Origin of the sequence: Leptolyngbya sp. PL-A3, from assembly GCF_039962325.1 — a bacterium.
GTDB lineage: Bacteria > Cyanobacteriota > Cyanobacteriia > Elainellales > Elainellaceae > Vacuolonema.
In genome coordinates, this window is record NZ_JAMPLB010000020.1 from 53,177 (window position 1) to 76,972 (window position 23,796).

Sequence of the window (23,796 nt, forward strand, 5' to 3'; positions counted from 1 at the left end):
GAGACGCTCTCGACTCAGCGTTGTGAGGGAGCTTTGGCTTGAGCTGATGTTAATCTACTCTGTACCTCGTGAGTTTTATCGTAGGGCTTGGGGTGGGACGGTTTCAGGGCTGGCGATCGCGCCTCCCCCTCCGGCTGCCTGGGGTGCCCCAATGTCATCGATATCGGCAGACGGTTGCACGACGGAGCTTGGTTGTAGATCGGGGCTCCATTGGACGGCATGAGGCTGTTGAGACATCCACATTAAGCCGCCAGCGGCTCCGGCCATGAGGGCAGCGTAACCCATATAGAGATGAACCGGTTGCAATTGAGCCGGAGAGGATTCGTCCTGGTACCAGGAGGGAACAGCACTCCGAGGAGTTTGTAAGGGTTTCAAATATCCTTGCAGCTCAGTGGCTTCTACCTTCAACACAGGTGCAAGACGACGCAAAAATCCTTGGATATAAACATCTTCGGGTAGTTTATCGGTCTCGCCCAGTTCTAGTGCCCGCAGTTGATGAATGGGTACCCAGGTTTTGAGGTGAAGCTGTTCCAGGGAGATGCCTTGTGCTTCTCGTGCTTCGCGGAGGGCCTGCCCAATTTGCTGCAACATCTCGGCCCGTTTTTCGGCTTCGAGAGATAGAGGTGGCTTTAAAGCGACCCGTTGAATGGCACGAGGAGGCGGAGGGGGTGGTACTAGCTGAGATGGGCCGGCAGAGGGTGCCGTTGTGGGCTGGGTATGTTGTGGTTCAGGAACACGAATGAAGTGAGCAGGTTCTGAATGGGCGGAGGTATTGTTGGTGCTTAGCTCTGGTTCCAGGGAAGGCGCAACCAGTGGGGAAGGGGCTTGCTCAGGCAATGGCGAGGCAGACGGAGCCGTACGGTATTGGCGCACGACCTGTCGTAGAGCGAGACGAATGGCTTCTCGCCCAACGGCGCGAATCATTAATTGGCAAGATTGAGCTGTTTCCTCGACGCCCTGACCAAAGCGGTTGATTGCCTCTTGATAGGTTTCACTGCGATGCAATTCTGCTTCCACTTGTACCAGTAGTGCGCTCAGCCCTTCGCGAGTTAATGCAATTCTGGCCTGATCCTGGCCTTCCAGGTAAAACGTCGTTGTGGCAACCATAACTAATGACCTCAGTGCTACTCTTCAGTTGGATAAAGACCGACGAACAGAATGGAACCTATATCCACACCTGTAGGCATTCACCCACTCATCGAATAGTCTTTCGCTATGTGCGATCGCTCTTCCGGATATCTGGTCAGGAAATCTACGTATAAATTCCCTCTAGAACGATAAAAAATTAACAGGAAGTATGTCAGACCGGTCGAATAACCATAAAATCCTTAACATTGGCTTTATAGCGCTGTGCAAGTGCGTTAAGTACGGGATAAGCCGAACCGCCCATTATTGCGTGCGCATCGCGCACGCAATAATGGGCTTTTTCGAGTGCCGCGCTTCGCGCGGCACTCGAAAAAGCCCTCAACCCGAACTGAGGTTACTTAATCAACCCGCACAGCGCTATATAGCCGTCTAAATTTCCTTAAGAGATAAAAAAGCTTGAGCTCGGGTTAAGGGCGAGTTCGAGTGCTGCGTGTTGTGCGGCACTCGAACTCGCCCATTTTGGCTTGCCCCAAACTGAGATTAAAAATGGGTTGTCTCACTTAACATGGGACAACCCATTTTTGTCCTTTGGGCTTCAGGATGAAAACATGCAACCCAAAACTTCAATCAAATAAGAATAGCTAAAGAACTATACCTTTTGATTAATGTTAGCTTCCTTAATGACATGGTAGGTGATGAGCAATTGCGTAATGGCAAGAGGATAGCTTTGTAAGGTTTCCCCGGTCGTACCGATGACCTTGCCAATACCTGTGTTGCCATTCAGAGAGCAGAATTGGCTCAGTTCTTCTACTTCATTGCACATCATCCGTTCCAGTTCATGTACCTGTTCGTCTGTAGCATGGCCGTCAATTTCTAGTACATCTACGGGTTTGCCCATGTCGCGGTCTAATCCCAGACGTACGGCTGAGCCTAAGTGGCTGCCGGGCTCATCCAATAACAAACTGAAGTCAGGGTGAGGAATGGTCGGTCGGAGTACCAATCGCACATTCAGCAGTAAGTCGTCTTTTGCTTCTGTTTCTGACGGGTAAAAAGTCACCACCACATCGGCCCACTGACGTTGGGGACGGATAAAAGCGTCTGAATCGGGTTCGCGCTTGCGGAGTTGCTCTAGCACCTCGTCGACGTTATAGCCGCGTTTCCGGGTGTCTCGAGTAATTTTCCAGTTGGCTCGCAAATCTTCAGGTGGTGCAAGATAAACCTTGGCATCATAGCTATCGCGCATACCACGGGTACTGTAACCCAGGAGCCCTTCAACAATCACATACTGAGCCGGTTTAATGTACTCTGGCGGGTCAAACATCCCGGTGCTGTGGTTGTAGATGGGTTTGAGAATGGGTTGCCCGGCGCGCAACAGACTCAGGTGTTGTTGAATGATGTCTAGATAATTGCAATCAGGGTGAAGCGCTGAAATTCCCATTTCTGCCCGCTGTTTGCGATCGTAACGATGGTAATCATCGGTGCAGATAACCGTGACGTTTTCCTCACCCAGTACTTGAGCAATCCCTCGGGTTAAGGTTGTCTTTCCGGCAGCACTATCACCGACGATGCCGAGAATAATGGGGCGCTGATTCATGAGTCCTCCTGAGGCGGGCAGAGCATTCTCTTTGGGCGATTAGGGTTTTCATTATCTAATGCGGAGGGAGTAAGAACAAGAATGCGATCGCCCCAATATTCGCGATGAATCTTCAGCTCATCACAAAAAAAGCTGTTGGAATTGCTAATTGCGCTTCTGTACAGCAACGACTAACCAACTATTTCCGGGCTTTTAATGCCTTTGCGAACTCATAAGAAGAATGCAGTTACCTCAATAGCTCCTGAACCATTTCGTAATAGAACGTTACACCTACCTCATCAAATCTTTTTAGGGCGCGCTCTAAAACTCCCTAGAAGGGTTGTTTTTTGTGCAAAGCGCACGAAAAAAATAACTTTCGACGGTCTGGTTATTCAACTAAAAGCGCGAGACCCAGTGTTTTAGGAACACCGGGTCTGCTTCGGTTAGGCGATCGCCAACCAACCATCGATAGAAGGGAGATTCTACAGATCTTTCAGCTCGCGGGGTTGGGCGGCAAAGTATTGTTGAATTGAGGCTGCATCATCCTGGCCAAGGGTGATTTGCTTGTAGGCCACCTCTAAATTGTTGGGGTACATGGCCTGGAAAAGGTACTCTGCATAGCGTGTTGGGACAGTCGCTTGGGCCAGGGCTTCTTCCTGGGAGAGGCCTGCCTCTCGCCAACTCAGGGCGAGGGTTTCTAAATCGGTGAGATAGGTTTTGAGTTCTTCTAGGGTGGCGCGATCGCCCACAGGCCCATGACCCGGCACCACTTTGGCCGTGCCATACGCGGCGATCAGTTGCGTCAGGTTATCTCTCCAGACTCGAATATTGCCATCGCCTACATAGGGAATACGCTTTGAAAACAGTAGATCACCAGCTACCAATACATCCGCATCGGGAATGTAGGCCACCATATCGGTTCCACTGGAATGGCCTTCAAACTCGGCTAGTCGAACTTGGCGATCGCCCAACCACAGCTCTTCCTGTCCATTCACCACAATGTCGGGAGGGGTTACGTTCGGATCTGTTTCCCGGTTGCGGGTGAGCATGAACTCGCGAATGGGGCCACGTCCAACAATGGGAAAACCCCGCTCGTCAGCTGCTGCGTTGCCGCCGGAGTGGTCGAAGTGATAGTGGGTGTTGACTACATAGCGGATCGGTTGATCGGTGAGGGTCGCCACCGTCGAGAATACAAGGTTGGCGAGGGCTTCATTTTGGAAGGGATCAATGACCAGAACGCCGTCGGAGCCAATGACGATGGTAGCGTTGCAAATGGCGATGTTTGCCGGGTCGGTGGGGGGAAAGTCAGTGCTAGCAATTAAGCTGTAGACGCCATTGGCAACCTGCTGCACGGTTACCCCTGCCGATTCCAGGGTTACTTCAGGTGACTGAGCAGAGGTTTGGGGTTGCAAGCTCACAACTCCTAGCACGGTGGCTAGGGTGATGGCGAGACCTACAATCCATCGACGAAATTGTTTCATGGATTTATAGAAACCTTACGGGATTTATGTCGCCACCCATACTACTGTGGCTGTAAGATTTGGACTATCGCCGGATGGGTGATTGTTATGGAGGCAGGACAATGCCCTGTCTTATAACAAGTAAAGTTAAATGCTTATGATAAAAAGTGGTGCGGCGCAAAGCACCGCACCACTTTTTATCATAAGCATTTAACCCGATGTGATATTAACTTGGTGATACTTTTTGACCTGTATTAGGGATGCGAATTGTGTCAGGTGGCGATCGCCCATTTCAATGTTCATTGACGTGAATTGAGTAAGCCAGAAAAAGCCTAGAAACCCGGTGTTTCTAGAAACACCGGGTTTCTGTATCTAGGGAACTGTGACTTCTAAATCTAGCCTCTCAAGGGTCGCTTTATTAAACGACCGTTGTATTAATCGGCATAAGGCGTTCTCGCTGATACTCTTCTGTGGTGAAGGCATCTACTTGAATTGCATCATTGCGGGCAGTTTCGGCTTCTCGGAGCAGGTTCTTTTCAGCGTCGCTAATGAGACCTGATGCATAGGCCGTTTCGATCGGATCGAGGGGGCCGGAGGAGCGACTGGATGCCTTGATCCGTTTGAGAATGGGGTCGGCTTGACGAACCCGATCAAAGGCGTGCTCCAATCGGCCCAACGCCTGGTCGACATCGGTGGGGATGTGAATGCCTGTGGTGAGGCGATCGCGCACCACTCCACCTTTCTGTAAGTTCTGCGCGACCTGGCTCCCCAACTTATCGGAAGGAACGGTGCCGAGAGGATTCAATCGCCAAAAAGTCAAAGCAGGGCCACGCAGGAGGCTCCCAAGGATGGGAATATCTAGATTGCTGAAGATGCCCTCAAAGGCTTCCTGCATTTGGGCGAAGGCATATTGCATGACCCAATGCACCATGGGTAAGTCTTCGGCTTGCTGGCCTTCGGCCTCAAATCTCCGCAGGGTAGCGGTGCCCAGGTACAGCCAGGAGAGAACATCGGCAAACCGTCCAGTCAGTTTTTCCTTGCGTTTCAGAGAGCCACCGAAGGCAATGAGCGCAATATCAGTGAGTAGTGCAAAGGTGGCCGAGGCCCAGGTGAGTTTGCGATAGTACTGTGCAGTGGGGCCAGAAACGGGGGAATGGGCCAGTCGTCCTCGGGTTAAGTAAAGCAGTTTTGCTCGAAATACGTTGCGTACCAGCGAACCCATGTGCGGCCAGAAGGCCTGGTCAAATGCGGCGACATCGCCAGTGTGTAGAGCTTGCGTTTCTGCATACACGTAAGGATGGCAGCGGATTACACCCTGTCCAAAGATCATCAAGGTGCGCGTGAGGATGTTAGCTCCTTCGACCGTGATGGAAATGGGAGTGGCAGTGTAAAGGTTGGCTAAGAGGTTGCGGGGGCCACGACAAATCCCGGAGCCGCCCAGAATATCCATGCCGTCGTTGATGATGCGGCGGTAGAGTTCAGTGGTGTTGTATTTGGCGATCGCCGACACCACTGCCGGTTGTTCGCCTCGATCTACGGCACCGCAAGTGTAGAGTCGCACAGCGTCCATCATATAGGTGAAGGCTGCAATACGGGCCAGGGGTTCTTCAACACCTTCAAATCGGCCAATGGATAAGCCAAACTGCTGGCGCACAACACTGTGGGCACTGGCAACGCGAGATACCAATTGTGCAACCCCAGTACAGCTTGCCGGGAAGCTAATGCCCCGTCCGGCAGCGAGGGATTGCATGAGCATTTTCCAACCCTGACCTGCTTGCTCTACGCCACCGATAATTTGTTCGATGGGCAGGATGACGTTATGGCCTTCTGTGGGAGAGTTGTAGAAGGGAACTCCCATGGGATCATGGCGTTTATTGATGAGGACACCAGGGGTGTTGGTGGGAACGAGAACGCAGGTGATGCCAACATCCTGACCTTTGCCCAGCAGGTTATCGGGGTCGCGCAGGCGGAAGGCGAGGCCGAGGAGGGTGGCGATCGCCCCCATGGTAATGTACCGCTTACGCCAGTTCAGCCGTAGATACAGCTTGCCATCCTCACCCCGGAACACGTCACCGTGGGAGGTAATGTTGGCTGCATCGGAACCGGCTGTAGGTTCCGTTAAGGCAAAGCAGGGAATGTCTTCGCCGCTGGCAAGTCGTGGCAGGTAGTGCTGTTTCTGCTCGGTTGTGCCGTAGCGGAGGAGGAGTTTCGCGGGGCCGAGGGAGTTGGCAACGCCCACCGTGGCAATGTAGGTGAAGGAACGTGAGGAGAGTTTCACCATGACGGCACTGTAGGCCAGGTTTGAGAAGCCCAATCCACCGTACTCTTTGGGAATCATCATCCCAAAGAAGCGTTCTTGCTTCAGGTAATCCCAAACTTCTGGTGGCAGGTCTTTTCGTTGATAGATGTCCCAGTCTGTTGCCATTTGGCAGACTTGTTCCACTGGCCCATCGAGAAATGCCTGTAACTCGGGTGATAATTCCGGATAGGGTTCGTTGAGAATGCGATCGAAGTTGGGTTTTCCAGTAAAAAACTCCCCTTCAACCCACACGTTGCCCGCCTCAATCGCGGCCCGCTCTGTATCAGAGATTTTGGGCAACAGCTTCATGCGGTGAATCAGCTTGACCAGCGGCGCGGTCACGAGCCGTTGTCTGAGGGCTGGAAGGTTGAGGATCAGGGCGATCGCCCCACATATACCCCACACAGCAATGGGTGGGTTGAACATGGCGAGAACGGCGATCGCATACACCGTCCATATCCACAGCGACACACCTAAATAACCCAACACGACTAATAAAATCAGCAGTGTTGGGATCGTAAATATGAACGGTAGGGAGATCATAACTAACCATCCTAGGGAGATGTACGAATGAATGAGTTTAGTGAAGGGATAAAACTCATCTACAAATTGACTTTTAGATTGTGGAGTGTGGAGTCCAGACGCCCGGTGTTTTCAAAAACACTGGGCGTCTTAGCGGCTATTCCTGGTTGGGTTACAGCATCAACTCGAATACGCCTGCTGCACCCATACCGCCGCCAACGCACATGCTAACCAGACCGTAGCGTACGCCACGTCGCTTCATTTCATGGAGGAGGGTGGCGGTGAGTTTGGCTCCGGAGCAGCCGAGGGGGTGGCCAAGGGCGATCGCCCCTCCATTGACGCTCACGATCTCGTCATTCAGACCCAGTTCGCGGATGACGGCTAGCGCCTGGGCGGCAAAGGCTTCGTTGAGTTCAATTAAGCCGATGTCGCCCAGTGTCAGCCCCACTTGCTGTAACACCTTGGGAATCGCAACCGCTGGGCCGATGCCCATTATTTCAGGTGCGACTCCCGCAACGGCGTATCCCAGCAAGCGTCCCAGGGGTTTAACCCCAAGCTCGTTGACCATGCGTTCGCTCATGACGACCGTGGCGGCGGCGCCGTCCGACATTTGGGAGGCGTTACCAGCGGTGACAGTGCCGTTCAAGCGAAAGGCGGGTTTGAGATTGGCAAGGGCTTCCAGGCTGGTGTCAGCCCGTGGCCCCTCGTCAGTATCGAAGATGATTTCGTGGGTAACGGGTTGGCCGTTCTCGTAGAGGGTTTCGCGAACGGTGAGAGGAATGATTTCATCCTTGAAGTGACCAGCGGCGATCGCCTTCAACGCCCGCTGGTGCGATCGCAATGCATAGGCATCCTGATCCGCGCGAGACACATGGAAGCGTTCTGCCACGTTCTCGGCGGTGAGGCCCATGGTGATGTAAGCGCCAGGGGCATCCGCCAACAAATCGGCGTTGGGCAAGAACTGGTGACCGCCCATGGGAATCAAGCTCATGGATTCCACGCCACCCGTTACTATGACATCGGCCTGGCCGAAGGCGATTGCCTGAGTCGCCATAGCGATGGACTGCAAGCCTGACGAGCAGAGGCGATTGACGGTGCAGCCGGAAACGGAGTCTGGAAGACCCGCTCGCATAGCAACGATACGGCCCAGGTTGAAGCCCTGCTCGGCTTCGGGCATGGCGCATCCCAGAATAACGTCATCGATCTGGTTGGAGACCAGGTTGGGAATTTGGGCGATCGCCCCTTTCACGGCTGTGGCTCCCAAATCGTCGGGGCGGGTGTGGCGGAGCGTGCCTCGAGGTGCCTTGCCTACCGCTGTCCGGACGCTGCTCACAATGTAGGTGTTGTTCATGATTAATTCCTCAGCGGCTTCTTGGTCGTCAGCATGTGTAAGATTCGTTCTTTCGTCTTGGGCTCATCCACCAGCGGCAAGAAGAGTTCTCGCTCTAACCGCAGCAGATAGTCCTCATCTACCAGGGAGGAAGCCGTCAACTCGCCTCCGGTGAGGACGTAAGCTAACCGATGGGCCAAGGCATGGTCGTATTCGCTGATGTAGCCTCCCTGCTCCAGGGTTTGGGCCATGTGCTCAAATACGGCTCGGGCGGGTTGTCCCAGTACGTGAATGGGGTTACGGGGTGGGGCCGTGTAGCCCAGATAGTCGAGGTCGAGAACCTCCTGTTTGGCAACGTAGAGGCGGCGATCGCCATTCACCACCACTTTTGTCATCGGGTTCAGGAATCCTAACGCCACCCCTTCATAGGCACTGTTCGCGACTTTCGCCATGCCGATGGTTTCAAAGACCCGCTTCAGGAATGGCAGGATGTCGCCGGGGGTGTCTGTTGCGGCACGACTGGCCGCCCAGCGAGCCATCCGCATCAAACCACCGCCTGCGGGAATCAGGCCAACGCCCAACTCCACTAAACCAATATAGGTTTCTGCGTCAGCGACGATGTGAGGACAGGCCATCGCCAGCTCACAACCGCCACCCAGCACACGTCCTTGAATCGCCGCCACGATCGGCTTATGGAAGTAATGAATGCGCTGTACCAGCGTTTGGAATTTGATGATCAGGTCGGTGAGGGCACGGTGATTGCGGTTGAAGGGATTCAGGTTTTCCCATTGGACAATTTTGCCGACTTCCGCCAGGTTAATGCCGACGCAGAAGTTCTCACCCTCGTTGCCAATCACCATGCCCCGGTAATCGTGGGTTTCCAACCAATCTAGAGCCGCAATCAACCCATCGATTACCTGAACGCTGAGTGTGTTGGCTTTAGAACGGAACTCGAACAGGGTGACGCCATCTCCTAAATCCAACAAAGCTGCTTCGGAATTGTGCCAGAGGGTCGCTTTGGGATTAGCTTTGATGTCGGCCAGGTGAATTTCATCGATGGGTTTTGCGGCGATCGCCCCCACTTGCCCATAAAACCCACCAGACATCGACATCACCCAGTCTGGTACGGTGAGGCCAGCCTTTTGCATATCGGCACGAACCATTTCAAAACCCAGGGCATCCCAGATTTCAAACGGTCCCATCTCCCAACCAAAGCCCCAGCGCATGGCCTGATCAACGTCGATAGGACGATCGGCAATTTCGGGAATGCGGTTGGCACTGTAGGCCAGGGTGGCCAGGGTGGTTTGCCGGAAAAAGTCTCCAGCGCGGCCTTTTTGGTGATAGAGCTTGCGCAGGCGATCGCTCAGATCTGGGAGTTTGGCAATTCCATCCAAATTGCCCAAATTCATTGGTTTTGCAGGTTCATAGGCCAGGGTATGAATGTTAACAGAATGGATTTCTCCTTTCACTTTCTTGTAAAATCCCTGCCCAACTTTGGCTCCCAATGATCCAGTTTCCGTCAACTTTCGCATCAACTCCGGGATGCGAAACATTTCTCGCTGTTCATCATTCGGAACAACTGGATATAGGTTATCGGATACATAGGTAAGCGTATCCAACCCCACTAAATCAGCGGTGCGGAAGGTGGCGGATTTGGGCCGACCAACTACGGTACCCGTCAACTGATCGATCTCTTCAATGGTGTAACCCTGCTCCGTCAAAGCTTTCAGCCCCAGCATGGTGACAAATACGCCGATGCGGTTGGCGATGAAGTTGGGCGTATCCTTCGCGATGACAATACCTTTGCCCAGGTGCATCCGCCCGAACCACTGCATCCGTGCCAGCACCTCTGGATCGGTATCAGCGGTGGGAATCAGTTCTAATAGCTTCAGGTAGCGGGGTGGGTTGAAGAAGTGGGTGCCCAGGAAGCGCTTCCGGAAGGATTTGGAACGGTGTTGGGCGATCGCCCCAATGGACAACCCGCTGGTATTGCTGGAAATAACGGTGTCGGGGCGAACGGTCTTTTCGACCCGTTCCATCAACTGTTGTTTAACAGCTAAGTTTTCCACGACGACTTCAATCACCCAATCCACCTGAGCCAAGCGATCGAAATGATCTTCATAGTTGCCCAGAATCACCCGCTGAGCGATTTGCTCGGTATAAAAAACAGGGGGGGATTGCTTTAACGCTTTTTTGAAAGCTCCTTCTACCAGGCTGTTGCGATCGCCCGATTGGGCTGGAAGTTCTAGCAGGTGCACGGTTAAACCTGCATTGGCTAGATGGGCGGCAATCTGGGTTCCCATTACCCCCGCACCCAATACAGCAGCTGTTCGAAATGGTTTAAACATCATTGATTTTCCTCACAATGCAGCAGTTGATGATGCGTTTAGTAATGGGTTAGGGACTGAGCATAGGCAGGGCAGGTAGCAGCGGCCATCGGTGGACAAACCACATTGGGATCATCTGATTGCAACTCAATTTCGTTGCTATAAAATGCGCCAATCTCACTGGCAAACGCGTCTAGAACCTGTGCACGATTCAGTGTTCCATCCGCATTGAGGAATCCGTTTTCGATGGTTAATTCGACTGGAATGAGTTTGAATTTACGCACCGTTGACCAATACGGTAGATGACAGTTGGCTGCATCGATTAATGCTTGATACCGTGTCAGCAGACAAGGATGCTGCAAGCTTGTCAATGACGATGCAGCACCCAGCAAGGTTAGTTCCCGCTGTACCCAATCCAGATTTGGGAAAATCAGGAGAGCGCAGAATTTATGATTGGCACCGACAATAACAGCATGGCTTATCAGAGGAGATTGATTGAGTTCTTGCTCCAATGGCAGGGCTGAAACATACTTGCCGGTTGACAGTTTGAATAGCGATTTTTTCACTCCAGTTAGACGTAGAAATCCATCCGGTGTGATTTCGCCTAAATCGCCCGTATGTAACCAACCTTCGCTATCGATCGCCCGCTTTGTTGCTTCTGCATCCCGATAATATCCCTGCATCACAAACGGGCCACGAATGAGAACTTCGCAATCGGGGGCGATCGCTATCTCGACTCCCGGAATCGGTACTCCTACAGTCCCTGCCCGGTTATGGCTGCCCCGGTTGTAGCAGAGTACAGCACTGGTTTCTGTTAGACCATATCCCTGTAGAAGTGGAATTCCTGCGGCTGAGAGTGCGTTGGCTAAGTCAGGACGTAGTGCGGCTCCACCACAGATTAAGGCTTTCATGCGATCGCCAAATACAACTCGCCATTTGCTAAACACCAACCGATCTGCCAGTTTCAGTTGAAGCCCATAGAGCCGCTTAGGAGGTTCGCCAAGTTCATATCGCTGTGCAACTTTGAGTGCCCAGGTGAACACAGCGCGATCAAATTTTTGCAGCCGTTTACCTTGTTCCAAAATGCGCTCGTATATCTTTTCAATTAAGCGTGGAACCGTAATTAGGATCGTTGGATTAACGGTTTTGAGATGCTTAACGATATGGTTAGGGTCTGAAAAATAGATACTGTGGCCGTAGGCTAAATGTCCATAGAAGAAGGCACGGGCAAAGATATGAGTGAGGGGTAGAAACAACAGAGCGGTTTCCTTTTCACCTGTCTCTAAGCCGGGAAAGCAACTGAAGGCAGACAGAATATCGGCCGAGATGTTTTCATGGCTGAGCATGACGCCACGGGGGCGTTTCGTTTCGCTGGCGATATAGAGGATGGTGGCTAAATCAGAAGGGGCGATCGCCTCTCGCAACGACTGTAAGCGTTCCTCAGACCATCTCTCTCGCCCTATTGTTCTCACCTCATCCAGTGACCAGATTTGCAATTGAGAGGGCAACCCCTCCACCTGACCAACGGGTTCTAATGGAGCGGCATTGAAGATTTGTGGTTCATGCAGGCAGTCGTCATCAAGAGGACCATGGGCCTTTTGCCCTGGCTGCTCCTCATTGTTTTTGAGGTGTCGTCGAATCTGCTCCCAGTCCCCCGGAACATCTACTACAAGAACGGCTTGTAGCGATGGAGCTTCCTGTAAATGGGGTGCAATCTGGTAAAACAGATCCACATTGGAAATAACTAGAATCTTCGCATCCGAGTGTTGCAGGATAACCAGGATGTTCTCAATGGTTTGAGTGAGGTCAATGGGAACATCTACCAGACCCGCCAGTAAGCATCCCATGTCGGTAATGCAAAAGGGCAGATCACTGTGCATTACGAATGCAACGCGATCACCTCGTTGCAAAGCAAATGATAATAACCCTAATGCAAATTCTTCAGCAGCAGTACGAAATTCTCCATTAGAAAGGGATTGCCAACGGCGTTTTTGCCACTGGTTTAAGGCATGGTCATTGGGATAGCGATCGCACGCTTCATCCAACAATGAAGGCAACGTACGCCCCAAGCTCAGGCTACCGGTATCCGGTGGGGCATGGTAGAGGGTTAATAGTCCAGCCATGTTTTTAGGAAGCGTCCATTGCGCTTCGCATCATTGTGGAGGGTGAGGGAATTTTGAAAAGCCTTAGAATAGGATTATTTCCCGCCCACATAACAAACGGAAAATAACTTTTCAAGCACCCCTTCAAACAAAGTAGATACTCAATACGGCTACGGGAATTAAATGGCTCTTGAGAAGCCACAGAATTCAATTGACGGAGAGGAGGGATTTAGTTTAGGGGATATTCCCGCAGCGACTCCAAATGCCTTTAAGCAACTTCTATGGAGTTAAGCAAAAGTGCCTCAAGCAAATGGATGAATCGTGAGTTCACACCATGATAGTGAGCTAGGCTATTAAAAAACAAAGCCTATAGCGGAGTCTTAAGAACTAAAATCAAGTTCTAATTTTAATCAACTTACTCACGTTCGAAGTAGCAGAATGAACTTCGAAGAGAGCATTCTGTTGATAGGAAACTCATATCCTTTAAATCAACAGAAGCCGCTATTTAGATGTGATCCCAGTATATCTCAGGCATTTCGAATCTGTGTTAAATGATACCGATTGTAAACATCTCTCATAAACAGGCTGAATACAAGCCAGATGAATCGTGTTTACGTGGATACGTCTGAGATAAGTATGGAAAATCAATATACTTTTGTAAGGGGTTCACATAACTTTATGAAGAACTCATTTTTATGTTTTTTCAGATAGTGCTTTTGTAGGATTACTTAATCTTTGAAAAAGTTGTTTTACGTTATTTTCCATTCTGATTAAGTACGAGAGATGAATATAAAACGAAATCCCATATCTATCTTTCGTGCTTTACCAGACTAAGAGAAGTTAAAAGTGTGGCATACCTGCCTATCTATTAAAATATTTCGCTGGGCTGTAAAAGACTTAGAAACCCGGTGTTTTTCAACTACCGGGTTTCTAGAAGCTAAGTCTTTAGCTGATAGAAATTAGGCGACCGCTCAATCGACAAACATGTAAGTCTCCATCGATATGTCGATCTAACCAATTCGAAATATCTACGATTACTTGAGGCATATCCAGGTCATTGTGTAAGTCGTGGTAAGCATCTGGGTATTCGCGATACTCTTTGTCTACAATGGCTAGTTTTTCGAAGAGTTCATGGCTGTTGGCCGGTGGTGTAACAATATCGTTTCCGCCATGGAGAACTAGGACGGGGATTTGTAGCTGAGCCAGGTTCGTATCGATCCACCGAATTGTTTTTAGAAACTCGGAAACCAGACGAGCCGTGCCTCTGCGATGGCGAAGAGGGTCCTGGGTGTAGGCGGTGATGACATTTGGGTCACGGGAGCCTGCATTTTGAGGAATACCCGTGTCGAGAGAGAAGCGGGGGTAGACCCAGGAGAGGATTTGCCCGGCAGCTAAGCGCCACGCTGGGACGCCAGAGGGGTTAAGGGATGGGGCCATGAGAATGAGGCCGGATAGGGCCTGGCGATCGCGCAGGGCTACGTCGAGCAGAATGATGGCTCCCAGGCTGTGGCCCAATGCGAAGCAAGGGATATCGGGGTGTTGATCTGCCATTAATTGCTGAAAGCGATCGATGTCGCCCCGGAATTCTGACCAGTGGTTAATATAGGCGCGTTGACCGGGCGATCGCCCGTGACCCCGTAAATCGAGGTTATAGGCGGCGTACCCCTGGGATGCTAAGTTTTCTGCTATGCCTTGAAACCATCCGCTGTGGCTGCCGAGGCCGTGGATGATGCCAATCGTAGCTTTGGGGGTGGTTGAGGGCTGCCAGCTTTGGTAATAAAGGTCAATTCCGTTTGTGCCCTTGAAGGTTCCTTCGGAGTGCGGCATGGTTTTGTTTCCTGAATAAGGCGGTTGTTTTTGGGTGGAAAGCACACGAGAAAAACAACTTTGAGTTTTAGAGAAAGCTGTGGGTTGATTGAAAATCGTGATGGATGTTAAGGGTTGCTGCTTGGGGGTGCGTCGCCCCTCCCCCCACTGAGGGGCGGTTGCCCGTTCCCCAGACCTCCTTGGCAAAAGGAGTTTTGGATGGGAGGCGTTAGGCCACTTCGCATCTGTGGGGTTTTTGATCCGGCTTGGGTGGGGTATTTATGAGGGAATGATTGGAGTATGTAGTGTTGGGGGCTGTTGGGCTCTGCATGATGAATTGGGGTTGGAGACGTTTTTTAGGCAGCTTATGAAGGGGGGGAATTGGGTGCTGTGGTTATGGCTGTTAATGTTTCGTTAAGTTCTTGGAGGAGCGTCTGAAGTTGAGAGCTGGAGCGATCGCTGATTAATGATAGCCCTAGAGGGGGTTGGCTAAGGGCAGCGGCGAAGGTGGCGCTAAGGGTGGGGGTAAGTGGGACGCCAGAATGTAGGTGTTGGTTGAAGAAGGCGAGGCTGAGAACGTTGGTGTAGGTGTCAAAGGGGGTTGGCTCCTGCGTGGTGGCAAGGGGTAGGGTGGGGGGCAATAGTTTGATGTGTAATTCTAACTGTTGAACGAGGCGTTGTAGGTCGCGTAGGTGCGATTTTCCTTGCATGAGGGCAAGGTAGCGGTGAGGAGCCGTGAGCCATTGAAATAGGCGGGCTTGTTCTAGTACAAGGGGAGTGACGGCATCATGGCTTCCGGCGATAAATAGTACGGGGATTTGAATATGGGCCATGCCTTCTGCGCCAAACATCTCACTACCCAGAGGTTCCATGGCCAGGATGGCTTGGACACGCGGATCTCGCAGGTTATAGATATGGCGAGGTAAACGGAGGGCCTGACATTGCAGTAACAGTGAGGGGTTATGGGGATGGCGGACGTGAATATGACAGGTGTTTTCCAGAGCTTCAAAGTGTAGCTCGGCACCAGCCAGGGCAAAGGTGGTATAGGCTCCGAAGGAGTAACCTAGAACACCTACAGATGTGAGGTTCAAGCGATCGCCAAACTGGCTCTTGTTCCGCTGTTCTAGCTCATCAAGAAGGGCACTGATATCGTGGGGTCGATGAATAAACTCGGCTTGTTCAAAGACTTCGGGCGATCGCCCCGCTAACATCTCCCGTGCATACACGCTGTCGCTACCTGGATGTTGGGGGGCGGCAACAAAATAACCATGAGATGCGAGATGGTGGGCATATTCCGCGAGGTCTTCTGGGTTGGAGGCTAACCCATGGGATTGAATGACAACGGGAATCGAGGAATTGTCGCAATCTTGCGGTTGATAACAGATAACCCGCATCGTTCCTCGTGACCCCCGCTCGACTACCAGATCGTAGGCTTGCACTGCCCAGGGGCCGGGTTGCTGAAGCGCGGACAGTACGCTGGCATCAACTACCGCGTCGAGAATGGCTTCGGCTTCGGCTAGTTCTCCGATGGTGGCGATCGCCTTTTCAGTTACTTCTAGAAGTAATCTCACTCGGTTGGTGGTCATTAAAAGGTGATCGACGTTCACCTGCAATGCGTTTGGACCATACCGCAAAATGCTCAATAGGGAGAGGCCATCGGGGTCGGCAGCTAGCTGGAGTAGCACCTCTGCGATCGCATCATCCGATAAGTGAAAGAAGGGGGCGAGCCATTGCAGTAGATAACCACCCAGGCCTGTTTGCAGGAAATACTGAAGTTGCTTTGGGTTGAGTTCCACGCGCGATCGCAAAATTCGACGGCAACTCGACAGATATTGGGGGTCGCTTTTACCAAAGTAAACTTGACAAACCTGATTCGCGACGTAGGGTAATTTTTTAGAGTCGAAGAATTCTTGCGATCGCCGTAATGCCCTCAGAATCAAAACTTTAAGGCGATTAAATGCAGCTTCACGAAAACTAGAAGATGGAGAATCGGGCGGAGAGTCAACGTAACCCATGGCACAACACCTTGCAGACCAGCATTGCCGTCCTGCCTCTCCTGATCTTGTTATAAACCACGCCTGGCCCGAATAGGGGCGTCGATATAATAAGCAACACTCTGAGCAATTAGGATCTCTTTCAAAGTCATTTTTTTGTATGTGGAGTGTACGAAAACATGACTTTGAAAGAGAGTTGGGCGATCGCTATAAATTGCATCCACCAGCTTCATCAGGACTTACGCAAGCCCGCTATATGTAGTGTATTTGTGTTGTAGGTGGGGTGCAAAGCACCCCACCTACAACACAAATGCGTAAGTCCTGTTCATCATTCATGAGCCAAAACCCGGATTTTGGTTTGGTAACTGGAATACGGGAGTAGACCTTTTAAAGCCTCCACCTGACCTAAACCCCCATACCTGTGAGTCCAGGCAGTCCTTCTAGGACTGTCTCGATTCCCTTTGTTTATTTCAGCTGCTTCCCTTACTAGAGGTGATTATTTTGACTGCACTCCTCCGCCATCTGAAACAACGCGGTCATCTTGACGGTCTTCATTTCAACGTTTGCTCGGTTGGTGCCCGTAAGGTGGCCGATGGAGATGACTTTGAGGCACAGGGATGGGGTATCTTTGCGCCTCATCTCACTGTCTATGGATTTGATGCCGATGCCGACGCCTGTGATATAGCCAGCCTTGATTTTGCCACACGTCATTTAGATTGGCAGGAACACTATGTTCCGCTAGCTCTCAGTGATACTGCTGCAAACAAGGCTCTGTATGTAACGCAGGACCCCATGTGCACATCTCTTTATCCTCCGAATGAACCCCTGCTGGCCCGCTTTGAGAAGTTGCCAGAGTTTATGAATCTGGACTTTGCCTTAGAAGTCGAGACGACCACTCTTGACGCTTTCTGCGAAGCCGAGCAAGTGCCATTCATCGACTTTCTTCAAATTGATGTGCAGGGTGCTGATTTGCATGTTTTACACGGTGCGCGTCAGCTTCTGTCTACCGTTCTGATGATTCAGATTGAGGTGGAATTTGCTCCACTCTATGAGAACCAACCTCTCTTTGCAGATATTGATACGTTTCTTCGGTTAGAAGGTTTTAGTCTGTTTGATTTGATCGGCACTCGCTGCAAACGCGCACACTCACCCATTTTTAACCGCAATCGTCCTGGCCAGTTGTTGTGGGGAGAAGCTTTCTACTTGCGTGACCCTCTGCTACTTTATCCACAGGAATCAAAGCTAAGCTCTGAGCGAACTTTAAAGCTTGCCTGTATTGCTTTTTTATCTGGATTTTTAGACTTTGCTTTCGAGTTGCTGGAACATCTGACCCTGACGGTAGGGCAAAGCGATCCGCGTTACAATTTCACCGCAGCGATCGAAGATTTTCTGCTGGAGTTGAATATGTCGAATGATGCGATCGCCAATCTTCGACTCATGCAAAACCTCCGTTCTGCTTAAACTAGACCTCCTGCATGAATCAGTTTTTGAGGGCGTGGGTCGTTGCGCGGCGAAACCGCGCAACGACCCACGCAGGAAGGTCAGTGGTTTGTGTCCACTGCACACAAACCACTGACCTTTCAAGTTAGGCGTTAACCACAACGCCACCGTTGGGATGGAGCACCTGTCCTGCCATGTAGGATGAGTCCTCGGAGGCAAGAAACACAAAGCTGGGAGCAACTTCCCGGGGCTGACCGGGGCGCTTCATCGGTACCTGTTGACCAAACTCGGAAACCTTATCCGGTGGGAAGGAGGCGGGGATGAAGGGTGTCCAGATGGGGCCAGGAGCAACGCCATTAACTCGGATGCCTTTTTCTAGCATAGGTTGGGCGAGCGATCGCGTAAAGGCCAGAATAGCTCCTTTGGTAGTGGAGTAGCTGAGCAGACTAGAGTTGCCCTTGTAAGCATTCACTGAAGTCGTGTTAATGATGGTGCTGCCGGGTTTGAGGTGGGGCAGAGCTGCTTTAGCAAAGTAGAACATCGCGAAGATGTTGGTGGCGAAGGTATCGCCCAGACGAGCCGGGTCGATGTCTTCGATGCTCTCTTCCATATACTGGACAGCGGCGTTGTTCACCAGAATGTCGAGTTTGCCCAGTTCTCGTACGGTTTGCTCAACGGCTTCCTGACAGAACTTCTCGCCCCGAATATCACCAGGGATGGTAATACAGCGACGTCCGTAAGCTTCAACGGCTTGCTTGGTAACTTGAGCATCTTCGTGCTCGTCGAGGTAAACAATGGCAATGTCGGCGCCTTCTTTAGCGTAGAAAACGGCAACGGATCGGCCAATGCCACTGTCGCCACCTGTAATCAGGGCAACTTTGCCTTGTAATTTACCGCTACCCCGATAATTGGGGTCATCGTATTCAGGGGCCGGATTCATTTCAGATTCCAAACCCGGCATGCGGTTTTGAGATTGAGGAGGAAGTTTGTCCGATGTAGCGGTCATAATGTGAGCTCCTGTTAAATAGTGTTTTGAAGGTCTGCATGAAGGAGAGTGGTGTGGGACGCATTGCGTCCCACACCACTAAGCTATCTATCTAATCAGCAATTTCAGCGTAATTAGACTTTGGGCTGAAGTTGCTTTTTGGCTTCCTTGAACTGGGTCGCCATTTGTTCACGCTGCTGTTCGCTCAGGTTGCGGCGAATTGCAGGGAACATGCCATTTTCTTCCTGGCTGGTGTGGTGGCTCACCATTTCCCGCAGCTGACGGATACCATCCTTGAAGCGAGAATCGTTGGGGCCAACGGCTTTGATCTGGTTCAACAGAGTTTCCATTTCGGCTTGCTCGTTGTACAGATCCTGGGTGTCGTTCTCACCATAGAAGGAGCGAACCATGGGATATACGGCCTGCTCTTCAGCTTTCGCGTGAACCAGCAGATCGGTGTACAGCTGATTGAACAACTCCAAGCAGCGAGCGCTGTCATTGGAGCCCTTGATTTCGTTCATCAAGGTCTTGGCTTTCTGGTGATCCATGAAGATGACATGGGTGATGTCCATGTCAGACTTGTCGGAGGACTGAGTTACAGCACTACCAACAACGCCGGTCATAGCAGCCAGAGCATCCTGAACGCGGCCCCACAGGCTTTGATCAGGCTCTTGACCTGTCAGTTCGCGGGTACCTACGTACTCCATTACGCCTTTCAGTTGTTCCTGGTGGGCGCGGTTTTCGAAGTTAACGGTGTTGAGAGGGGCGATCGCCTGCTCAACATCTGCCCCAACTAACTGAGCAGCCTTATGAATGACAATACCCGTCATACACTGGCCGTGCTTCAGCAGTTCATGCTGAGTCACTTTGGCATACAGGCTTATATCAGAACCCTGCATTTGCTTCTGGGTTTGATCGATCAGTTGCTGAACTTCGCGCTTAGGGTCAGACTGAATACCATATTGGGTAATAACGGTTTCGATAATGCCCTTGTTCTTCTGGTCATCTTCCAGCATGTCCTGGAGACGCTCACGAAGATGGCTTTCCTGGATCTCACTCAAGAGCCGCTGTTCGTTTGCGATGAGAAGATTTTGAACGGCTAGCATATCCGCCAATTTTTCGGCGATCGCAGCACGCTTTTGATCTGTAAGAGTTGCAGTCATGGTGTTCTCCAACTTCGGTATGAGAAATTATCACTAAGCTTTTTGTGAGGGCTTTCGTGCCCAATACAAACTAACGTTTGCGATTGATGAAAATTATCTACCCGTAGTTGAAGATTTTTAAGGGAAAGTTCCCTCAAAGCGCTAAATTTTTATCAATGGGTCTAATGGAATACTTCAAAGGTTAGATAACGAAGTCAGTAAACAGAGCGAATGGTTTAATACATCAACTCAGCAAGCTCTTGTATATAAATTTAATACTATCATATGTAATAGTGCGGTGTATTATGCCACGCCACTACATATTATGGTTCTTCAACTGAGTTTGATATTATTTCACGGTTTCTGAAGGCTAGATGATTGAATTCATATGCAGCTCTGGATATGTGTTTTGGCGGGCTGATGCATAATTCTAATCATCATACTTTTTGATCTTAATTCGGGTTAATGGCTTTTTCGAAGAGCTGCAAAGCACTCTTCGAAAAAGCCATTAACCCGAACTCAAGTTTTTACTGCCGTACAGTGAAAGCCCATTTGCCACTTGGAGACGAAATGGGCTTTCACTGTACGATTCGACAAATTACTGAGGGATGCCCGCTTGAAAGTTTTGAGTGACTTCTTGAGCCGTTAGCGCCCGGTTGTAGATGGCAACTAATTGAAATTCACCGCGACCTGGACGCAGGCCATCTGGGTCTTTGCTCAGGGCGAGTGGATAGTGCTCATTCCAGTCTGCAAGACTTCTGGCCCACCCTCCTTTGGGTGCTACAAAACTTTTTCTTGCTTGTGGCACGCCATCTATATAAAGTCGTGCATTTCCATTTGCATCCCATGTATAAACAATGTGATTGACCTTCCAACGGTTTAGAAGATTTCCATTCTGCTGAGTAGCAGGGTTGGGTTGAATCACAGTAGCTGTTTTTAATCCATCTTCTGCATTGGTTGTGTTATTAGTTGAGCGCAGACGAGCATGGTAAAAGTTGGCCTGGGTTGTCTGCCACTGCCCCTGTTGCAGCGTGAAGTTGCGATTCTCATGAGCGTTTTGTCCTCGGGCGGCGATAGATAGAATACGGATAGGGTTGTTGGTTTGATAGATGGGGCGATCGCTCCTTGGGCGATACCACACCTCTACGGTCAATTGGTTGGTAGCTTTGACAGCCCGAATCACTTTTGTTGCAGGGCCATTTGTTTGGATGCTGGGGGATTTGGGTACCTGTCCTTTTGGGGGGTTCGATTGCTCTTCCACTGCTAATCCACCAGAGGGTAGCCATACGGCTCGCCCACAGTTGGTGTCTGTGATTTGTAAATGCATTGGGGAACCAACACCCGATACATCTTGCACAGTGGAGCCTCGGCCTTCCTTGAAGGTGTAGAGCACTACGAGATCTTGGATCACACGCGTTACGGCCGTTGTGGCGGTAACCGTTACTATTACTTCATCACTGGCGGTGGTAATTCCGTCCGTGGCGGTTAAGCGTAAGGTATAAACCCCAATTTCTGAAAAGGTGGCTCGGGTGCGTGGGCGTTGCGACTCGAAGGTTGCCTGTCCTGGGCCTTCTACTTTGGCCCACTGAATTTGTAAGGGACGCGATGAGGGCCAGTCTTCGGTTTGTACTTTTCCATCCAGGGTAACGGGGAGGGGGAAGGCAATGCTCTGGTCAGCTCCCGCTCGCACCAGGGGTGATAGGCAGGCTATCACGGTTACATCTTGAACCGCCGTTAAGCAGCCATTACTGACGATGTAGCGTAGGACGTAGCGTCCTGGTTCGGAGAAGGTAGCGGTTATAATATCTGAGCTTTGTGGGGTCGAGGATGGAACGTCTGTAAAGGTGACAGAACCTGGACCGCTGACTTTAACCCAAAAACTATGGATGGTTCCACTTTCTGGAGAACCTAAGCCATCATCTAAGATGTGACCGGAGAGGGTGGCTGTGTTGGGCAATACGACAACACCGGGGGCGATCGCCTGAATCACGGGTGTTTTATTCACCATCACAATCATTTCGTCGCTACCTTCAGCGGCTCCATCGTGAGCCGTCAAGGTTAATATGTAGCGCCCTTTATCGGAGAAGATTGCTGGAGTTTCAGTTAGAGTCGGGTTGCTGAAGACAACCTGACTACCCCCACCCACGTGCCGCCATAGTACCGTAACTCGCCCTGGCGGGTTGGGTAATCCATCATCGGTGACGGTGCCTTTCAGGAGAGCGGCATTGGGTAGATTGACGATCGCATCTGGGCCAGCGTTAACCTGGGGAGGCTGGTTCAGTGGCATTGGCCGGACCAGAATACTGAAGATTTGGGAATCGATGCCTACGGTTACTTCGAAGACATAAACTCCAGCGACAGGGAAGCGAATGGTGGGAATAGCCCCGGCTTCCCACTGGCCTCCGAAGATGGCTTGGCCTGGGCCACTGACCTGTCTCCATGTGGGTTGAATGGTTGGTTGTACCAGAAAGGGTACCTGGGCCTCGTTGGGTAGGGTAACTTCGGTGGGAGGGGTAACCAGTTGTGGTGCCGGAGGCTCTTCTTTAACCAGTACAGCAAACTCCGTTTGAAGGGGATCTGGGTCGTGCTGCACCAGGACTCGGTAGGTATAGCGACCCGGTTGCAGAAATTCAATGGTGGTTTGTGGAAATGATGTACCCGGGAAAGGTAATGGTCCACCATCTTCGCTACTCCAGGTCTGCTGTGAGGGAGGGACGAGCGATCGCCCACGTTCCGAAACCTTTTCAACGGTGAAGGTGGCATAGGAGCCGTCTAGAAATACTTCCGTTGGGCTAATTTCTAACGTGGGAGGTGGCCCTTCAGGCACAACCTTGTCGGTCACCGTAACAGTGACTATTTTCTGTAGGAGTGTAGATTCGTGGGGTACGACGATGAGGTAGGTGTAGGTGCCCGGTTTTAGAAATTGAATCGTAGTCTGTGGAAACGATGGATCGGGAAAGGGAAGGGGGGCGTCTGGGCTACCCTGTCTGGTCCAGGTCTGTTGGGACGACGGTACCAGTGTTCGTGTGTTGCCTTCCACAATCTTTTCAACGGTAAAGGCGGTATAAGACCCATCCAACACCACAGCCGTTGGCGAAACGATTAGACGCCCCAAAATGGTGACCGCAAAGGTGCGTTCTAGACGTGTATCGTTAACCCACGGAACTGAAACTTTGTAGCTATAAGTTCCTGCCCGTTGAAAGCGAATGAATGGGTTGGTGTTAATTTGCTGAGGAACAGGGGCATCACCTACAGGCTCAATGGATAGCTTATTTTCGGGGGGGATTTCTTCGCCATTTAAGCGGATTGTTAAGAGAACGTCTTGTGTCAGATCAACATCGGGTAGCTCAATCTTGGGGGGCGGATTCTGGGAAGGAATAAGATCGAACGTTAGACGGTTCACCATGATTCAATCTTTACAATAGGGGGCGATCGCACAGAAAGGAACCAAACTCAGGTTTGTAGGCTCAATCCTGGTTCTGTCAAACCTCAAAATGGAGCCCATTGACAAACTGCTTCAAGACAGAGAGAACTTCGAATTCCACCTGTGCTATTCCGGAATCTTCTGGAATTTTCTCTGAAATAGTCTTTGCCTTTATGAGAGTTTTCAACAGGTGTGTTTTGGATGAATTGACTTCACAAGAGCCTGCTTTCAGAGCTTGTAGCAGAATTGATTGAGAGCCCCCTTTTACCGTTGCTTTGAACAGCAAAAGGGGGCTCTCGATTGCAG

General features: G+C 51.0%; 13 protein-coding genes. 1 reads left to right on the forward strand and 12 read right to left on the reverse strand.

The genetic code is table 11. The features are described 5' to 3' along the window. Nucleotides 1-75 precede the first annotated feature (75 nt). The 9 genes from NDI52_RS16590 to NDI52_RS16630 form a co-directional block, all read right to left on the reverse strand. A complete protein-coding gene (locus NDI52_RS16590; RefSeq protein WP_190770530.1) occupies nucleotides 76-1,107 on the reverse strand; it encodes a helix-turn-helix transcriptional regulator in 1,032 nt (343 codons plus the stop codon). A gap of 628 nt (nucleotides 1,108-1,735) precedes the next feature. After that, nucleotides 1,736-2,680 carry a phosphoribulokinase gene (locus tag NDI52_RS16595; RefSeq protein ID WP_190770531.1) on the reverse strand — a complete coding sequence of 315 codons (945 nt, stop codon included), beginning with the start codon at nucleotides 2,678-2,680 and terminating at the stop codon, nucleotides 1,736-1,738. Nucleotides 2,681-3,141: 461 nt separating this feature from the next. Further along, nucleotides 3,142-4,140, reverse strand: coding sequence for an MBL fold metallo-hydrolase (locus NDI52_RS16600; RefSeq protein ID WP_190770532.1), 999 nt, complete (start codon nucleotides 4,138-4,140; stop codon nucleotides 3,142-3,144). 397 nt (nucleotides 4,141-4,537) lie between these two features. Continuing rightward, a complete protein-coding gene (locus NDI52_RS16605) occupies nucleotides 4,538-6,961 on the reverse strand; it encodes an acyl-CoA dehydrogenase (RefSeq protein ID WP_190770533.1) in 2,424 nt (807 codons plus the stop codon). A 151-nt stretch (nucleotides 6,962-7,112) separates the two neighbouring features. After that, nucleotides 7,113-8,291: an acetyl-CoA C-acyltransferase gene (locus tag NDI52_RS16610; protein WP_348256468.1), complete on the reverse strand. Its 1,179-nt coding sequence runs from the start codon at nucleotides 8,289-8,291 to the stop codon at nucleotides 7,113-7,115. Between the two features lie 2 nt (nucleotides 8,292-8,293). After that, nucleotides 8,294-10,618, reverse strand: a complete 2,325-nt coding sequence (locus tag NDI52_RS16615; protein ID WP_190770575.1) for a 3-hydroxyacyl-CoA dehydrogenase/enoyl-CoA hydratase family protein — start codon at nucleotides 10,616-10,618, stop codon at nucleotides 8,294-8,296. A 38-nt stretch (nucleotides 10,619-10,656) separates the two neighbouring features. Then, complete coding sequence (locus NDI52_RS16620; protein ID WP_190770535.1) at nucleotides 10,657-12,720, reverse strand: AMP-binding protein; 2,064 nt, start codon at nucleotides 12,718-12,720, stop codon at nucleotides 10,657-10,659. A 924-nt stretch (nucleotides 12,721-13,644) separates the two neighbouring features. After that, on the reverse strand, nucleotides 13,645-14,526 hold the full coding sequence (locus tag NDI52_RS16625; RefSeq protein ID WP_190770536.1) for an alpha/beta hydrolase: 882 nt from the start codon (nucleotides 14,524-14,526) through the stop codon (nucleotides 13,645-13,647). Between the two features lie 344 nt (nucleotides 14,527-14,870). Continuing rightward, nucleotides 14,871-16,520: an alpha/beta hydrolase gene (locus NDI52_RS16630; protein WP_190770537.1), complete on the reverse strand. Its 1,650-nt coding sequence runs from the start codon at nucleotides 16,518-16,520 to the stop codon at nucleotides 14,871-14,873. A 480-nt stretch (nucleotides 16,521-17,000) separates the two neighbouring features. Here NDI52_RS16630 and NDI52_RS16635 point away from each other — a divergent pair, with 480 nt between their 5' ends. Further along, nucleotides 17,001-17,960 carry an FkbM family methyltransferase gene (locus tag NDI52_RS16635; protein ID WP_190770538.1) on the forward strand — a complete coding sequence of 320 codons (960 nt, stop codon included), beginning with the start codon at nucleotides 17,001-17,003 and terminating at the stop codon, nucleotides 17,958-17,960. 124 nt (nucleotides 17,961-18,084) lie between these two features. Here the strand turns inward: NDI52_RS16635 and NDI52_RS16640 are convergent, their stop codons facing one another. The 3 genes from NDI52_RS16640 to NDI52_RS16650 all read right to left on the reverse strand — a co-directional run bounded on the left by NDI52_RS16640 (nucleotide 18,085) and on the right by NDI52_RS16650 (nucleotide 23,472). Then, entirely contained in the window at nucleotides 18,085-18,945 is an 861-nt protein-coding gene (locus NDI52_RS16640) for an SDR family oxidoreductase (RefSeq protein ID WP_190770539.1), read from the reverse strand. A 113-nt stretch (nucleotides 18,946-19,058) separates the two neighbouring features. After that, nucleotides 19,059-20,087, reverse strand: a complete 1,029-nt coding sequence (locus NDI52_RS16645; RefSeq protein ID WP_190770540.1) for a hemerythrin domain-containing protein — start codon at nucleotides 20,085-20,087, stop codon at nucleotides 19,059-19,061. Between the two features lie 577 nt (nucleotides 20,088-20,664). Then, on the reverse strand, nucleotides 20,665-23,472 hold the full coding sequence (locus NDI52_RS16650) for a LamG domain-containing protein (protein ID WP_190770541.1): 2,808 nt from the start codon (nucleotides 23,470-23,472) through the stop codon (nucleotides 20,665-20,667). Nucleotides 23,473-23,796 lie beyond the last annotated feature (324 nt).

Bases quoted from the DNA above. Each gene is read 5' to 3' on its own strand.
- NDI52_RS16590 (WP_190770530.1), bottom strand. From the start codon at position 1,107: ATGGTTGCCACAACGACGTTTTACCTGGAAGGCCAGGATCAGGCCAGA.
- NDI52_RS16595 (WP_190770531.1), bottom strand. From the start codon at position 2,680: ATGAATCAGCGCCCCATTATTCTCGGCATCGTCGGTGATAGTGCTGCC.
- NDI52_RS16600 (WP_190770532.1), bottom strand. From the start codon at position 4,140: ATGAAACAATTTCGTCGATGGATTGTAGGTCTCGCCATCACCCTAGCC.
- NDI52_RS16605 (WP_190770533.1), bottom strand. From the start codon at position 6,961: ATGATCTCCCTACCGTTCATATTTACGATCCCAACACTGCTGATTTTA.
- NDI52_RS16610 (WP_348256468.1), bottom strand. From the start codon at position 8,291: ATGAACAACACCTACATTGTGAGCAGCGTCCGGACAGCGGTAGGCAAG.
- NDI52_RS16615 (WP_190770575.1), bottom strand. From the start codon at position 10,618: ATGTTTAAACCATTTCGAACAGCTGCTGTATTGGGTGCGGGGGTAATG.
- NDI52_RS16620 (WP_190770535.1), bottom strand. From the start codon at position 12,720: ATGGCTGGACTATTAACCCTCTACCATGCCCCACCGGATACCGGTAGC.
- NDI52_RS16625 (WP_190770536.1), bottom strand. From the start codon at position 14,526: ATGCCGCACTCCGAAGGAACCTTCAAGGGCACAAACGGAATTGACCTT.
- NDI52_RS16630 (WP_190770537.1), bottom strand. From the start codon at position 16,520: ATGGGTTACGTTGACTCTCCGCCCGATTCTCCATCTTCTAGTTTTCGT.
- NDI52_RS16640 (WP_190770539.1), bottom strand. From the start codon at position 18,945: ATGACCGCTACATCGGACAAACTTCCTCCTCAATCTCAAAACCGCATG.
- NDI52_RS16645 (WP_190770540.1), bottom strand. From the start codon at position 20,087: ATGACTGCAACTCTTACAGATCAAAAGCGTGCTGCGATCGCCGAAAAA.
- NDI52_RS16650 (WP_190770541.1), bottom strand. From the start codon at position 23,472: ATGGTGAACCGTCTAACGTTCGATCTTATTCCTTCCCAGAATCCGCCC.